The organism is Sphaerisporangium sp. NPDC049457, from assembly GCF_055586705.1.
In genome coordinates, this window is sequence record NZ_JBVJHR010000031.1 from 1 (window position 1) to 14,515 (window position 14,515).

At 67.5% G+C, this 14,515-nt stretch carries 16 protein-coding genes; 6 read left to right on the forward strand and 10 right to left on the reverse strand.

Annotated elements, in window-relative coordinates; all coding sequences use genetic code 11:
• From ACZ6QO_RS35650 to ACZ6QO_RS35670, 5 genes are all read right to left on the reverse strand, one after another.
• Positions 1–1,314: YifB family Mg chelatase-like AAA ATPase (locus ACZ6QO_RS35650; protein WP_465857564.1), on the reverse strand; the 1,314-nt coding region annotated here is incomplete at its 3' end.
• A gap of 5 nt (positions 1,315–1,319) precedes the next feature.
• Positions 1,320–2,378, reverse strand: a complete 1,059-nt coding sequence (locus tag ACZ6QO_RS35655) for a DUF4192 domain-containing protein (protein ID WP_465857566.1) — start codon at positions 2,376–2,378, stop codon at positions 1,320–1,322.
• 165 nt (positions 2,379–2,543) lie between these two features.
• The gene (locus tag ACZ6QO_RS35660) at positions 2,544–2,981 is read right to left on the reverse strand and encodes a hypothetical protein (protein ID WP_465857568.1); all 438 of its coding nucleotides are present in this window, start codon (positions 2,979–2,981) and stop codon (positions 2,544–2,546) included.
• Positions 2,982–3,163: 182 nt separating this feature from the next.
• Positions 3,164–3,502 (reverse strand): hypothetical protein, encoded by a 339-nt coding sequence (locus tag ACZ6QO_RS35665; protein ID WP_465857570.1) that lies wholly within the window; start codon positions 3,500–3,502, stop codon positions 3,164–3,166.
• 744 nt (positions 3,503–4,246) lie between these two features.
• Positions 4,247–4,906 (reverse strand): hypothetical protein, encoded by a 660-nt coding sequence (locus tag ACZ6QO_RS35670; RefSeq protein ID WP_465857572.1) that lies wholly within the window; start codon positions 4,904–4,906, stop codon positions 4,247–4,249.
• 669 nt (positions 4,907–5,575) lie between these two features.
• On the opposite strand from ACZ6QO_RS35670, the gene ACZ6QO_RS35675 reads away from it, so the two are divergent.
• Positions 5,576–6,589, forward strand: coding sequence for an NAD-dependent epimerase/dehydratase family protein (locus tag ACZ6QO_RS35675; protein WP_465857573.1), 1,014 nt, complete (start codon positions 5,576–5,578; stop codon positions 6,587–6,589).
• 54 nt (positions 6,590–6,643) lie between these two features.
• On the opposite strand, the gene ACZ6QO_RS35680 is transcribed toward ACZ6QO_RS35675, so the two are convergent.
• From ACZ6QO_RS35680 to ACZ6QO_RS35700, 5 genes are all read right to left on the reverse strand, one after another.
• Positions 6,644–7,153 carry a hypothetical protein gene (locus ACZ6QO_RS35680; RefSeq protein WP_465857575.1) on the reverse strand — a complete coding sequence of 170 codons (510 nt, stop codon included), beginning with the start codon at positions 7,151–7,153 and terminating at the stop codon, positions 6,644–6,646.
• Positions 7,154–7,169: 16 nt separating this feature from the next.
• The gene (locus ACZ6QO_RS35685; RefSeq protein ID WP_465857577.1) at positions 7,170–7,601 is read right to left on the reverse strand and encodes a MarR family winged helix-turn-helix transcriptional regulator; all 432 of its coding nucleotides are present in this window, start codon (positions 7,599–7,601) and stop codon (positions 7,170–7,172) included.
• Positions 7,602–7,727: 126 nt separating this feature from the next.
• Complete coding sequence (locus ACZ6QO_RS35690; RefSeq protein ID WP_465857579.1) at positions 7,728–9,119, reverse strand: hypothetical protein; 1,392 nt, start codon at positions 9,117–9,119, stop codon at positions 7,728–7,730.
• Positions 9,120–9,177: 58 nt separating this feature from the next.
• Entirely contained in the window at positions 9,178–10,038 is an 861-nt protein-coding gene (locus ACZ6QO_RS35695) for a phosphotransferase enzyme family protein (protein ID WP_465857581.1), read from the reverse strand.
• Positions 10,039–10,043: 5 nt separating this feature from the next.
• Positions 10,044–11,345: a hypothetical protein gene (locus ACZ6QO_RS35700; protein WP_465857583.1), complete on the reverse strand. Its 1,302-nt coding sequence runs from the start codon at positions 11,343–11,345 to the stop codon at positions 10,044–10,046.
• A gap of 240 nt (positions 11,346–11,585) precedes the next feature.
• Between ACZ6QO_RS35700 and ACZ6QO_RS35705 the strand changes: the two genes are divergently transcribed.
• The 5 genes from ACZ6QO_RS35705 (at position 11,586) to ACZ6QO_RS35725 (ending at position 14,509) form a co-directional block, all read left to right on the forward strand.
• A complete protein-coding gene (locus tag ACZ6QO_RS35705; RefSeq protein WP_465857585.1) occupies positions 11,586–12,335 on the forward strand; it encodes an ATP-binding protein in 750 nt (249 codons plus the stop codon).
• A gap of 65 nt (positions 12,336–12,400) precedes the next feature.
• Complete coding sequence (locus tag ACZ6QO_RS35710) at positions 12,401–12,958, forward strand: hypothetical protein (protein WP_465857587.1); 558 nt, start codon at positions 12,401–12,403, stop codon at positions 12,956–12,958.
• Positions 12,955–13,500, forward strand: coding sequence for a dCTP deaminase (locus ACZ6QO_RS35715; protein ID WP_465857588.1), 546 nt, complete (start codon positions 12,955–12,957; stop codon positions 13,498–13,500). Before ACZ6QO_RS35710 ends, ACZ6QO_RS35715 begins: the two co-directional genes overlap by 4 nt.
• Positions 13,497–14,036, forward strand: a complete 540-nt coding sequence (locus ACZ6QO_RS35720) for a dCTP deaminase (protein WP_465857590.1) — start codon at positions 13,497–13,499, stop codon at positions 14,034–14,036. Before ACZ6QO_RS35715 ends, ACZ6QO_RS35720 begins: the two co-directional genes overlap by 4 nt.
• A complete protein-coding gene (locus ACZ6QO_RS35725; protein ID WP_465857592.1) occupies positions 14,033–14,509 on the forward strand; it encodes a cytidine/deoxycytidylate deaminase family protein in 477 nt (158 codons plus the stop codon). The genes ACZ6QO_RS35720 and ACZ6QO_RS35725 overlap by 4 nt, the downstream gene beginning before the upstream one ends.
• Positions 14,510–14,515 lie beyond the last annotated feature (6 nt).

Here is a 14,515-nt window from a genome sequence, read left to right on the forward strand (position 1 = left end):
CCCCCCCCCCCCCCCCCCCCCCCCCCCCCCCCCCCCCCCCCCCCCCCCCCCCCCCCCCCCCCCCCCCCCCCCCCCCCCCCCCCCCCCCCCCCCGACCCGCTCCGCGACAGCCGCGCTGGACTCGCCTTGCGAGTCGTCCAGGAGGCCGGGACGGCTCAGCCGTACCACCTGGGTACGGATCTCGACCCGGTCCAGCAGCCCGGCCAGGCGGGCCAGGTATCGCCGTCTGACCAAGGGCGTGCAGGAGCACACCACCAGACCGCACGGGCACGGCGTAGAGGCGATCGCCAGAGTGAACCGGGCCGGGTAACGGATCGTCGAGCAGCCCTGAGCGATGACCACCGCGCCCGCCTCCAGCGGACGTCGTAGGCCGTGAAGGACCGTGGCGGGGAACTCGGCGGCGTCCTCCAGGTACAGTACGCCGCGATGTGCCAGCGAGACGGCCCCTGGGAGACGTGCGCCGAACATCGCCGCCGAGGTGCACGTGTGGTGCGGGCTGACCAGAGGCGGCCTGGTGATGAACGGCTCGTCCGTCTCCAAACGACCAGCCACGGAGTAGATTTCGGTGACCTCGCGGGACTCCTCCTCATCGAGCGGCGGCAGGATCGTGGGCAACCGCTCGGCGAGCATCGCGGTCGGACTTCCTGCCGGCCCTTCCAGGAACAGGTGATGCCCGCCCGCTGCCGCGACCTCCAGCGCCCGGCGCGCGGCCGCGTTTCCGACCACGTCGATCAGATCCAAGGGCCGGCAAGGCGGGCACTGCCTGATCGGCGGGGACGAACCGGCGTGCTCCTCCGGCCCTCCGGCGCGGAGCCAATCCACCAGTTGCGCGAGATTTCGCACCGGGACCACCGCCACACCGGTGATCTGCGACGCCTCACTCGCGTTCTCCACCGGCACGACAGCACGGCGCAGATCGGCCGCAGCGGCTGCGCGGAGCATCGGCAGAACGCCCCGGATCGGGCGGACTGTTCCGTCCAGTCCCAACTCGCCGAGCAAGAGCCAGCGGTCCAGCTCGGTGACGGGGACGACGCCTGACGCGGCGAGCAGGGCCGTCGCGATCGCGAGGTCACCACTGGAGCCGCGCTTGGGCAACTCAGCCGGGAGCACGTTCACCGTTGCGCGCGACTCCGGCCAGGTCAGTCCGCTGTTGAGTACCGCCGCGCGGACCCGGTCGCGAACGTCCCAGGCCCTCGCCTCCTCCAGGCCCATCAGATGAAGCCCCGGCAAGCCGTCGGCCACGTCAGCCTCGACCTGTAGCACGTGACCGGTCACGCCGACGACCATGGCGGCGTGGACCCGTGCGAATCCCACGTCCCTCACCGCCCCTCAGACTCGATGTCGTGCAGGACCGGTCGGACGGCATCGGGGTTCTGGGCGACCGTGGCCGCGATGGCCTGCGCCATCTCCGCCGTGCGGAACTCCGTCACGGTGGTCGGCGGGAGGCCGATGCTGAGCGCGAGCCGGAGCATCCCGGCGAAGCGGTAGTCCGGGTCGGCCGAGAGTGCGCGGTCGGCGGCGATGAGAGCGGTGACACCGTCGCCCATCGTCAGAGCCATCACCGCCGCCAGGCAGGCGGGCGCGGGGAGGTACGCCGGCTCCACCCGGCGGGTGATCTCCGCCCAGAGCTTCAGGTGCGTGTGGTCGGAGTACTCCATGACGGTCATCGACGCGTCTCGGACAGGGATCATCGTCAGCAGGACGCCGAGCCATGCCACCTGCTCATCGGAGAGCTTCATGCCCTGGTCCACCTGCTTGAGAGCCTCCTTGACCCGGGAGAGGCCCTCGGCGTACCAGAAGGCGCCGGTCGATGTGGTGGAGGCGAGCAGGGACCGCGCCCGGACGTGCGCGGCCAGCGTCGCGGTCCGCATCGCCGCGCGATCGGCGCCGTCGACGGGGGCGAGCGTCGCCTCTATCGCCTCGCGGTCCGGGAACGCGACCAGCCCGGCCAGGACCGCGTGCGCAGCGATCTCGCTGCAGGTCTCTACCGGCAGTCCCTCCGGCGGGCAGCAGGTCGCGTCGGAGCACAGGTACGACCAGCAGCGGCCGTCCTCCACCCGGAGCGCCTCCAGGACCATGATCCCGTGATCGGGAAGAGCCTCCCGGACGACGTCCATGACCGGCGTCACACGAGACCCCGGACCATACCCGGCCAGCAGGACGTGCGTGACGTCGTTACGGGTGAGCGCCCGGCACAGCTCCTGGCTGATCGACGGGGCACCCTGTTCCGGCAGATCGAAGCGCATCGCGCCCAGCACGAGGTTCGCCCCGGGCTGGAGCATGATCACGACCATGCTGAGACTCGGGTGGAAGCCCAGCATGTACGGCACCACTGCGGCAAGGTCGGTGGGGCTGGAGAGACGGATCGATCGGGTCATGAGAACCTCCGAAAACGCGAAAGCCCTCGGCGGTGCCGAGGGCAGGTGGGGGACGCGCCACAGGACGAGTCGAGTTGGGAGCGCGGTCCAGCGACATCCGGAATGATCCCGTCCGGTGGCGTCAGGAGGACCTGAGGTTGAAGGTGGTCCTACGGCCGCGGAATCTCAGAGTGGGCACCGGTTCGAGCAGCCCGGCGAGGGGTGGTCCACGCCACCGCAGTAGCCGCAGACGTCCTCCAAGGTGTAGATGGACAGCTCCTCCGCGTGGGAGTCGCGCCATGCCAGTTGGGTCTTGGTGTAGCCGTCGAAGTACTCCCGGTCGGTGTCTCCGGGCAGCAGCGTGAGGTAGGACAGCACTGTCCGGGCGGTCCGAGCCAGTTCGTCGGTCGTCAGCGTGGCGCCGACCGCAGAGTTGATGTCGGACGCGGCGAAGATGGTCCGGGCGCCCCGTGAGAGGCGGTAGTACCACCGCATCCGACCGTCAGCGGTACGACCACACGGCCAGAGTTCCAACATGTGGGCGTCGTCGATCGGCCAGGCCGCGAGCAGTCTGGAGGAGATCCTCCACCCCGCAGGCAGCACCACCTGATCCAGCACGACCATGGTCGTCCTCCTTTCGTAACTGGTGAGCCGGCCACCCTCCGGTTCAGTGCCATAGCCGGTTCATGGCATGACAGCCGCCCGGGCATGCCCGCCGTATTGCCCGGGCGGCTGGATGGGATGGGCAGGGCAGTCCTGCGACCGGCGGACCGGGAGACACGCGAGATCCCGGCGAGCTGTGCAGGTCAGACCAGGCGTACCGCCTGGATGCTGGATTGGAAGCGCTGCCCGTGCACCTCTACCTTGGCAGCGGCGCGGAAGCCGGTCCGGCCGCTCTTGAAGGCGCGCGGCTTGAGGTCCTCCAGCACGCCCGCGAGTGCGGCGCCCATCTCCTCCGCCGTCGCCTCCACGACGGCAGCCGGGTCGTGCTTGGAGCCGACAAGCACCGCCTGAGCCTGGCACTGGTAGCGAACTCCATTGACGGTGATCTTGGCGGCGCCGTAGAAACCCTTGGACCCCGTGGAGAAGTCTTTCGGCAGCAACTCCGACTTGATCATGTTCACTAGCCCCTGGCTGATGTCCATGAGCACTCCCGTGTACGGCATGGCCTGAGCCCTTTGCCCAAGCCACAGCGAGGTGGCGTGTCGAGTCGCCGTCCACGGTTCACGGCTCAGCCGGCGGGCCTTCCAATGCCGGATATGAAACTGTTCCCTTAGTTGCGGATGCGGAGAGCGGAACGCGAGTCTCTCCGACGACGATCCACACACGGTGCCGGAGCGCCGTGCGTGCCGCGCACATCGCAGCAGCGCGGTTTCTTGCCGCACTTGAATACGGGACCCGGAACGGCCCAACCGTCCGCGAGCCGCAGGAACTTCGGTTGCGGTGCGCATGAGACGGTGAGCCGTTCCGGCGCTCACGCATGCATCGATGCGTGAGCGTCGGTGACTGAGCTGTCCGGCATAGCGGAGCGAGCCGCACGAGAATGACCTCGGGAGCGACTTCGCTCTCACTTAAATACGGGGCGCGGAACGGCCCGACCGTCCGCGACCGGCAAGGATTTTTCCGTCGCCGTTCCGCGTTGACAGTCGATCCGTTCCGATGTGCCCGCCGCTCACGCGTCTCATAGATGCGTAAGCATGGGTCACTGACCCGTTCGGCACAGCGGAATGAGCCGTGCGACGCGTGTCGCGCGGCGTTTTCGCTCTCACATAAATACGGGCACCCAGACCGTCCAAGCGTCCGGGACTATCAAGATTTCTCGGCCGGCCCGGGGCATACAGCAGAGCGCCCCGGAGCCGCGTGGCTCCGAGGCGCTCTGTGAAGCTGCGTCAGTCTGTCCCGGCGGGGAGTGTGCTCCCGTACACCATCGCGTCTCGCGCTTCGTCGAGGCGCTCCGTGAGCTCTCGCCACTCGGCGCGCGCGGCGTCGCGAGTGCGGATGACGGCACGGCGGGAGCCGTACGCTCCCCCGTGCTGCGCCTGAGCCATGCGCGCGAGGATGCCCGCACGCCCCAAGTCCTCCGCTTGCGTCGCGATGGTGAGGGCGTCCCGCAGGACGGGGAAGTCCTGACCGTCCCCGAACGCCGTGCGGAAGATCTCGGCGCTGTGCTGTGAGACGCAGAAGGCCACGGCGGCACGCGTGGCGTTCTCCACGTGGGGAAGTCCGCGCATGACCTGGGCACCGGGGGTGGCGTCGATCTGATCCGGCGGGACGTCCAGCCGGTAGCCGTTCCGCGCGGCGGCGTCCCGCACGGCCCACCTCTGAAGGGTGACGCGCGTGATGGTCATCTCCGCCCCGTCGCGGCGGACGTAGACCCATGCCTGAGCGTCGCGAGTGGGTCCGCTCTCGGGAGCCGACTCGCAGGAGGAGAGAACGTCGCGAAGACGCTGGGCGAAGAGCAGAACGGCATCCTGAGTGACGTCATCCGAGACGTCATCGGTGCCGTAGGGAGCGTGCCCCTCCTTGACGATGGTGGCGCTCCCGTCCATCCGCTTCCGGGAACGCGTGGAATCGACCGTCCGGCAATAACCGCGCGCCAGCTTGCGAATGTCCTCCCAGTCATCCGCAGTGACGCGCGCCATGTCCTCAGGGGTGAGGTTCCCACCGGGGACGTTGGATGGAACGTACTTTCCGAAGATCCAGCCCGACATGAGCTTTCTCCGATCGCTCGCAACACGCATCCGATTTGCGTGCCACCGTTTTCCTGGTCAATTCAATTGAACCGCTAAACAGAGATCGATTCAACGGATTCGGATGCATTCCCGGGAAGTTTTACCAGGCCAGCAGGGGTGCTCGCAAGAAACAGACATCGCTCGTTGGTCGCCATTCCGGCGCAACCAAAGGCCGACGCGAGACACAAATGACAGACCAAGGAAAGGGGGATGCAAATCAAACCGAGGACTTAATAATTTGGTTCAGCAGAAAAGCCTTACGTGTCCGCCCTTCTGGAAGTGATTACACCCCTCAGGAGTCGGGGTCACCTACGCCCCTGCCGAAGCCCTTCTACCTGCGGCGATACGACAACACGCGGTCCCGATTAGAAGGGAAGGGCAGGCGTGGGACAACAGGAAGGCCACCGGGAAGGGTGATGGCGAGGTCGATCGCCATCGGCAGGGCTCTGGGTTCCTGTGTTGGATGATGGCGGGATGAGAGTCCTAGTGCTCGGCGGCACGCGGTTCGTAGGCAGGGTTTTGGTGGAACAGGCCCTCTCCCTCGGCCATCAGGTGACGACGTTCAACCGCGGCCTCACCGGCATCGACATGCCTGGTGTAGGAATCGTACGAGGCGACCGGGAGAACGAGGTCGCCCTTCGCACTCTGGCAGCCGGCGCTGAATGGGACTGGGTAATCGACACCAGCGGCTACGTGCCCCAGGTCGCGGGAAACTCCGCCCGCCTTCTGTCGGGCAAGGCCAACGCCTACGTCTTCATGTCCACGGTCTCGGTCTACCCGAGTTGGCCCGAACAAGCGGTCAGTGAGGACAGTCGCGTCTACGACTGCGCACCGGATACGAGCGGCACCGCCGAAGACGAGGCCAACTGGACCGCCGAGCAGTACGGCACGTACAAAGCCGGCTGCGAACGCGCCGTGCTGGAAGCCTTCGAAGGGCAGGTAACGATCCTCCGCCCTGGCGTGATCTTGGGCCCGCACGAGAACGTCGGCCGCCTGACCTGGTGGCTCAAGCGCATCCAGCAAGGCGGCAGAGTCCTCGCCCCTGGTGATCCAGAGAAGCCGATTCAACCCATCGACGTTCGCGACCTGGCCGACTTCACCCTGAGATGCCTGGAGAACGAAACGGCGGGCACCTTCAACGTCGCGGCACCCCAAGGGCAGGCCACCTTCGGCTCCATGCTCGAGGCGTGCAGGACCGAAACCGGCTCAGAAGGCGAACTCGTGTGGGTCGACGATGACTTCCTGATCGCGCACAACGTACGGCAGTGGACGGAGATCCCCCTATGGCGAACCCCTCCCGGCACCTGGCTGGTCGACGCCACCAAGGCCATACGGGCCGGACTCATCTGCAGGCCGATAGGGCGAACAGTACGAGACACTCATGATTCTCTCGCCCGAAGTGGGGGCTCCTCTGGCTACGAGCGACAATCCCACCACGGGCTATCCACGAACAAGGAGCAAGCACTTCTCGAAGCGTGGAGCAGCAGACATGCGTCTTGAGCCCGGTCGAACCAGTGCTGCGGAGCCGATGACCAGCCCAGCGGTTCTCAGGGGTCAGCTGGGCTCGGCGTGTTCTCCGTGGTCGCTGACCTGCGCGTCGAACCAGGCATGTAGCGCGCCGACCAAGCCGTCATCTTCCGTCGTGAAGGTGATCTGCCCTCCGGCGGGCATGTGCTTGTAGGTCATCTGGATACGAGTGTGCCCACCGCTGAGCTGGGCCAGGCCTGGCATTTCGGCGCCGTGGATGGTGGCGGGATCGCCGAAGTCGCCCGCGCGGAACCGGCGGAGTTCCTCGTCCAGATGCTCGCGGATCAGCCGGATCTGCGTCTGATCGCCGGGGTCGTCGGCGAGGACCGTCTGGACGCCCCCTTGGATGCTCTTGTCGAAACGGTGCGTGGTGCGGTCCAGATCGAAGGGCATGACCTCCTGGCCCTTCACGGCGACGTCGGCCTGGCGCGCCGCCGTGGCGGCCTTGTCCGCGCCTGTGCCAGGGGCGAGGTTAGTCATCGTCACCGCGGCGGCGGTTCCTGCGGCTACGACGGTTAAGACCACCCCGATCACCAAGCGCCGACGGAGCTTGTCACTTTTCATCGAGAGCTCCGATCAATAGGGACAACGCATGCAGGACCGCAGCCCGTTCTTGCTCGGGGATGCGTTCCACCATGGTCTGGAACAGAGCCCGGCGGGCTTGGGCCAGGCGTTCGGCCGCCTGCTCACCGGCCGGGGTCAGCTTGACCAGGACGCCACGGCCGTCGTCCGGGGCCTGCAGCCGTTCCGCCCAGCCACGGCGGGCGAGCTGGCCGACCAGCCTGCTCGTGGTGCTCTTCTCCAGGCGGAGCCGGCGGGTGAGGTCCACCTGTCGCAGTTCGCCCTCTCGCGACAGTTCTGCCAGAGCGTGCGCTTCCGAGGCCGGTATCGGCTGCCCGCACGGCGTCTGATCGGGCTGGAGCAGGCCGAAGGACCTGACGAATCGGCCGACGGCATCCTGCAGATCATGTGCGTCCGACGACATGGTTCGACCGTACAACCAGATGGTTCGATAGTACAACCAGTTGAGGAATATGTTCGGCCGAGTCGGCTCGGCGGAACAGACCAATGGGCGACAAGGCCGGGAGATCGACCTTCACCGCTCTCCGGCTCAGAGAGATGCCGGAAGAATCCGTGCAGCGTCCTCAGTGACGAAGCAGTCGATGCGCTCTAGCAGTGGAGCCGTCTCCTGGGACTCGGTCAAGGCGAGAGCTGCACGGACCCTGCCGACTCGCTTCATCAGCCCTTGCACTCGCTTGTCTGCTGGAAGCTCGAAGACCGGCGACAGAGCCTCGGCCGCTCCTTCGATGTCGCGTGTGAGTAGCCGGGAAAGCGCGAGATCAACCGACGTGCCGGCCTCGGCGGCGTACCAGCGGCGCTCAGCGGAGGCGACGCGGTACAAGGCAAGAGCTTGTTCACACTCTGCCGCGGCCTCTGGCCCGAGGTGCGCGCTCAGGTACGCAGAGCCGGCACAGAATGCCTGTCGGGGCTCGTCGAAGGAGAATTCTCCAGCCACACCGTCGTGTAGTTCGGTCACCGGTCCCCTGGCCTGCTGAGCGCCCAGGACCGCCTGACGGGTGCCGTCCACGTCACCCAGCAGGGCGGAGGCCCGGGCGGCGATGCTCAAGAGTCTCACTCGTGTGGTGCCCTCAGGGGCGATGGTGAGACCACGCTTCACCAGTTCCAGTGCCTGTTCAGGCCGTCCCGCCCAGAACTCCACGCAGGCGAGCAATCCATCCGCCCAGGCGGCCAGCTCGTGATGGCCGATCACCTCGCCATAGACACGTGCCGCCCGTGACTGCTCCGCCGCCGCGTACGGATGGCCCAGGTCGAAGCTCGCGCTCCCCAGGAGACCGCACACCTGGCCGGCCACCAAGTAGAGGTCCCGCTGCTGTCCGGGGCGGCGAGTCCGGTCGATCAGGCGGTAGACACGGTTGCGAACCTGCATGAGCTCCACGAAGAGAGGTAGCGGTGGCGCGTGCACGTACGCGCGAGCCAGCCTGATGACGTCGTCGCCGAGTTGTTCCAAGGCATTCGGTCCGACGGCGGCGGCTTCTGTCTCGGCGGCGTGGTCGCTCGATTCCCCGGCAGCACTCATGATCAATTCTCGTTCCAACGCGGGAACCGGGGCCCGCAGGCTCGGCGTGTAGTCGGCGGCGAAACCCAGCTCCACCGGACCGGTCTGAAAGAGCCTGCACAGCAGGTCCAGGTAGTCGGCGCCCGGGCGATGCCCGCCCTCCCAGTCGAGCCATGATCGCTTGGTCAGACCTCGCGAGCCGAGGCCCTGCTCCTCGCACATGTGGCGCATCGCCTGGACGGCTTTCTCCGCGCTGCTCCACCCACTGGCCAGCCGGAAGCACTTCAGCGGGTGGTGACCGCAGCACTGGCCGATCTCGGCTGCGATCGTGTGGACCACGGTAATCGGTGGCGGGTCCGCCACCGAGGCCAGGCGGAGCATGCGGATGCGCTGGGCACAGTCGACCTCGTGTCCGGACTTGGCCATCTCACGCTCCAGTAAGGCGGCGGGATACAACGCTACGTCATCAGAGGTGAGCCGACAGCTATCTGTACGGCGTCCACAGGTCTGGGCCACCTTCACGCAAGCTGGCGATCCTGCTGCGGAGCTCTCCGGCGATGGACGGCCGGCTCATCAAGGCGGGCAGGGCGCCGGTCAGCATGACCAGCTCGCGTGCCTGTCGGAGTAACGGGAACCCCGCGGCGGCGGTCACGTCGAAGCCGTAAGCCGCCATGAATCCATCAGGCGGCGGGTGGCCGAAACGCAGCGCGTTCACCGCGGTGGGCACCAGGTCCCATTCCCGTGGCCCATGGCACACCTGGTCGAGGTCACAGAGCACGACTTCGTCACCGTGCCAGAGCAGATTGCCCGCCCACGCGTCGCCGTGGATCAGCCCGTACGGCAGCGTGTACGGGGTCGCCGGCAGCTTTCGCTCCAACCGGTCGCACCACTCAAGCAGGAATTCGCGATCCTCATCGCGCAACACCTCGCCGGATATCTGGAGGCTGTTCCGAGCGTCGGCCACGGGATTCCATGGCGGCAGTGGGAACGGAGGCGCCTCGTCGTGCAGTCTGCGCAGGAGCGGCACGAGCTGAACGGCCGCCGGGGCGTGTTCGGGCTGCGGAAGGTACTCCCAGAAGGTGGCGACCTGCCCGTCCACGGCAACCGCTTCAGGGACGTCGGGATGGATGCGTACAGCGGGGAATTGGATGCGGTCGAGCCAGCGCGCCACTCTCACCGTCCGCCGAGCCCGCGCAATGGTGTCCGCCGAGGACACCCGGGCCACCGCACCGGAGTGGGGAAGGTGGTAGACGACGTTGGCGCAGATCCTGATCAGCCGGGCTCCCCGGCCGTCGAGCCCGGCTGCCTGGCAGAGCCGGTGCAGGGTGGAGTCGCCCGCTGACACAGCCTTCATCGTGGCAGCTCTCGCGGGGCGGACGGTAGATGGAACTGCTCGATGCGCTCCACGATGGCGCGCGCTTGCGGGCAGCCGCGGTACCGAGATTGGCCGACCACCTGGCGGCGCACGCCGTCGAGGCGCTGGGCGAGCCCATCGATGCGCTGGTGCTCAGGCAGTTCGAGGATGGTGCTCAGCACACTCGCCGCAGCATCCACGTCACCGTTGAGCAGGTGCCCCACCACCAGATCCGAGTACGCGATCGCCTCGTTCCCGTAGGCGCGCAGGTGCGGCGGTCCCGACTGGTACCGCTCGATGGCCTGCTCGGCGAAGACGATCGCGCGGTCGGGATGGCCGAGATGGATATAGGTGCCGGCGGCGAGATAGGAGTGCTTGGCGAGGTCGAACCCGAACTCCCCACCCACGCCATCGTGAATCTCGTCCTGAACATCCTTCTGTTCCCAGGCGCGGCCCAGTGCTCGCAGCGCTTCCGGCTCCGCGCCGACGGCCGCCGAGGCGAGTGCCTCGATGCTCGCGAGACGGGCGAACGCGGTGCCCCCCGGCGCGTAGCGCTGACCGTCGCGCACGAGTTCCACCGCCGTACCAGGAGATCCGGCCCAGTAGGTGATCATCGCCTGCAGCCCGCGTACCCAGGCTCGCAGCGCGTGATGGTCGATGATGGAGGCGTAGGTCCAGGCCGCCTTCGCCTGGGTGGCCGCCGCCGCAGGACTACCGAGGTCGAGACTCGCGTTGGCCAGCAGCCCGCAGATCTGGCCGGCGTAGAGCATGAGCTGAGCGGCTTCTCCAGGACGCGCGCGACCGTTCAGCAGCATGAAGATCTGGCCGCGGAGCTGGAGCATCCGGTGGAAGAGCGGCAGTGGATCGGCGTGCACATATTCGCCCGCCAGGCGGCGGATCTCGTGATCGGCATGTTCGAGGCTGACCGCGCTCACGTTCGTGAGCTGTGCGGTGGCTGCGTGGGCCAGTGACTCGCGTGCCACATCCGCGATGAGCGTTCGTCGGTCGACGGGTGGCGGGGGCGGTTCGCCGGGTGGTCGGTACGAGCGCGCGAACCCCAGGTGTACGGGCCCGGTGAGGAACAGGCGGCACAGAAGGTCCTGGTAGTCGGCGCTGGGCAGATGTTCCTGCTCCCATTCGATCCATGATCGGACGGTCAGACCGCGGGAGCCGAGGCTGTCGCGCGCGCACATCTCGTGGAAGGACTCGACGGCCTTCTCGATGGTCCACCCTCTGGCCAGTCGATACGCCTTGAGAGGGGAGCAGCCGCAGCAGGCGCGTATGGCCTCGGCGAGCACGTTGATGGACGCGCCAGGCCGCTCCGCCCGGATCCTCCTGGCGCAACTCACATCGTGAGCAGGCATATACCGACGGTAAAGCAGCGAAGCCGGTCGGCGGGGGCCATCTGAGGTGTGAATTCGCCGCACCCGGCATGTGGATCCGCCGCACCGGCGCGCGGTGATCTCTCGCTACTGCCGATGTCGGGAATTCGGGATCGTGGAGGCCCTCAGAGATCAGACCAGTGAAGGAGGCGTCTCGTGACGACCCTTCTGCGGCAGGAGTCGACGGTCATCGCGGCATGGCCATTGCGCGACGACCCGCGGGCCGCGGCCCAGGCAAGACTGCTGATCGGCGACGCGCTCAACGGCCTGCGGATATTGCCGGATCTGGTGGAGGACGCGGTGCTGATGGTGAGCGAGCTGGTCGGCAACGCGGTGACGTACGGCCGGGCCCCCTTTGAGCTGGTCCTGCGCGCGGGGCAGGACGAGTTCTACGCCGAGGTCGTCGACGGCAGCCTTACCAGCCCGGTCATGCGTGCGGCCGGCACCGAGGCAGAGCACGGACGCGGGCTGGCCATCGTCACCGAACTGGCCAAGGGCCGGTGTGGTTACGGGGACGCCCGCTACACCACCCACGAAGGTCTACAGGGCAAGGCGGTCTGGTTCGCGATCCCGATGTGCCATCCGATACCCGGCGCGCGTCTGCCCACCGACCGAGCCGACGTGACCATCGACGAGGAGAAGGCCGTCGTGTGGCTCCAGCAGTTGGGCACCGAGCTGGCGAGCCGCGGCTTCTCGGCACGGGTGCGTCTGAAGGACCGCAGACCTCCATCCCTGTATGTCATCAATCTCATCGCCACGGTCATGTCGGAGACGGTGTACGTGGCGGCCGACACGGACGGCCAGTGCTGCTTCTTCTTCCCATGGCCTGAGCGAATCGGCCCCATCGGCGACGTCATGGCCGCGGCCGACCGCATCGAACGTGTCCTCGCCGAAGTCGGCCGGTAGGTCTAGCCGACGACCGTCAATCCCTTCCCATCCAGATCGGGCCCCGATCCGGTGAGGAGTACACCATGCGCAAGATCGCGCTCTACGGCAGGCCGGGAGCGGGCAAGTCCACGTTCGCCGAACTGCTCGATCAGGAGTTCACGGCCGCCGGCGTGCCCGCCGTGTCCATCAAACTGGCGGCCCCGCTGTATGCGCTCCAAGGGCTCATCCACGTTTTCGCGGGACAGTCCCTTCCCGAGCCCGGCCGGCAGGACGGCCTACTGCTCAACGACCTCGCATCCCACATGCGCCGCCTCAACCCGACGGCCTTGACCGACGTCTTCGCCCGACGCGTCGCCCAGGTCGCCGAGCAACACCCCGAGAGCGTGGTGGTTTGCGACGACATGCGGGCACCGGACGTCGATGCGCTGGTCAGTCTCGACTTCACGCTCGTGGAGGTGTGGGCGCCGGAGGAGATCCGGCGAGCCCGCAAACGTGGTCGCGGTGATCTCTCGTCTGGTGCCGATGACCATCCGACAGAGGTGCCGCCAACCTGCGAACCGTGCCATCGGGTGGTCAACGACGGCGACCTGGAACACCTGCGGATCCGCGCGGCGGAACTGGCCCGGAAGGTCCTCGCGTGATCCTCACCGGGCCCGAGATAGTTCGGCAACGCGAGGCCGGGCGCATCACGTTGGAGCCCTTCTCGGCCGAGCAGGTCAATCCGAACAGCTACAACTATCGGCTGGGGCCGACCCTGCGGACCCACCACGGCATGGTGATCGACGCGCTCGGCCAACAGCTCGTGAGCGAGGTCGCCATCCCCGACGAAGGGTTGGTGCTGCGGCCGGGCCGCGTGTACCTGGGCACCACGGTGGAGCGAATCGGCAGTGGAGACTACGTCCCGTCGCTCATCGGCCGTTCCTCTCTCGGGCGGCTAGGCGTCTACCTCCAGGTCTCCGCGGATCTCGGCAACCTCGGCGCGGTTCACCGGTGGACGCTGGAAATCGTCGTCTGCCAGGCCATCCGGCTCTACGCAGGCATGGTCGTCGGTCAGGTCTCCTTTTGGGTGCCCGCTGGCGACCGGCGTCCGTACGACGGCCATTTCGGGCGGTTCTCTGAGGCCGTCACCCCCTACCCCGACCTGCTCATCACAGGTTCGCACCCCCGAGGAGCTCGGCGATGATCCTGACCGGGCCGGAAATAGTCCGCCAGCGCGAAGCCGGACGCATCACCCTGGACCCGTTCTCCGGAGAGCAGGTCAACCCGAACAGCTACAACTTCCGGCTGGGCGAGACGCTGAAGGTCTACACCGAGGCGGTGCTCGACGTGCGCCGACCCAATCCCGTCGAGGAACTCGCCATTCCAGAGACGGGCATCGTCCTGGCTCCCGATCGGATCTACCTCGGCAGCACGGTCGAGGTCATGGGCAGTGACCACTACGTGCCGATCATCCGGGCGCGCTCCGGAATCGCGCGCCTCGGACTGTTCGTGCACGTCACCGCCGACTTGATCGACATCGGCTCGGTCAACCAGTGGACGCTCCAGCTCCACGCCGTACAACCCGTCCGCGTCTACCCCGGTCTGCTCATCGGCCAGGTCACCTTCTGGACGCCGCAGGGCGACGTCGTCCTCTACTCCGGCAAGTACCAGGGAACGCGAGGCCCGCAGGAGTCGCAAATCCACCGTGACTTCCTCGCCTCTGCGCGAGCAGGCACATGACCGCCGAGCGGACTCTCCATCCAGGCACCATGTGCCAGGACGAGACCAGTCGCCGCTTGGTGACCGCCGCCTACGCGGCGATCGCCACGCGATACGTCCTCGCCCGGCATCAGATCGCCGCGGCGCTGCTGGACGTCAACGGCGCCGTTCATCTCGGTCTGCATCTGGACGCCATGGTCGGCCGCGCCGCGGTCTGCGCGGAGGCCGTCGCGTTGGGCACCGCTCGAATGGCCACACGCGCCCCGCTGGTCGCGATCGCCGCCGTGCGCTTCCCCAAGCCCACCGAGGAGAGCCCCGCCCGCATCGTCCCCCCGTGCGGGCTGTGCCGCGAACTCCTACTCGATCACGCTCCCGCCTTGTCGGCGGTGGTCACCGTCGAAGGTGTCGCCCGATGCGTCCCGCTCGCGGAACTGCTGCCGCACAAGTACGTCGGCACCAAATGGCCCACAGACGAACTCGTCAACACGATGTGAGAGGAC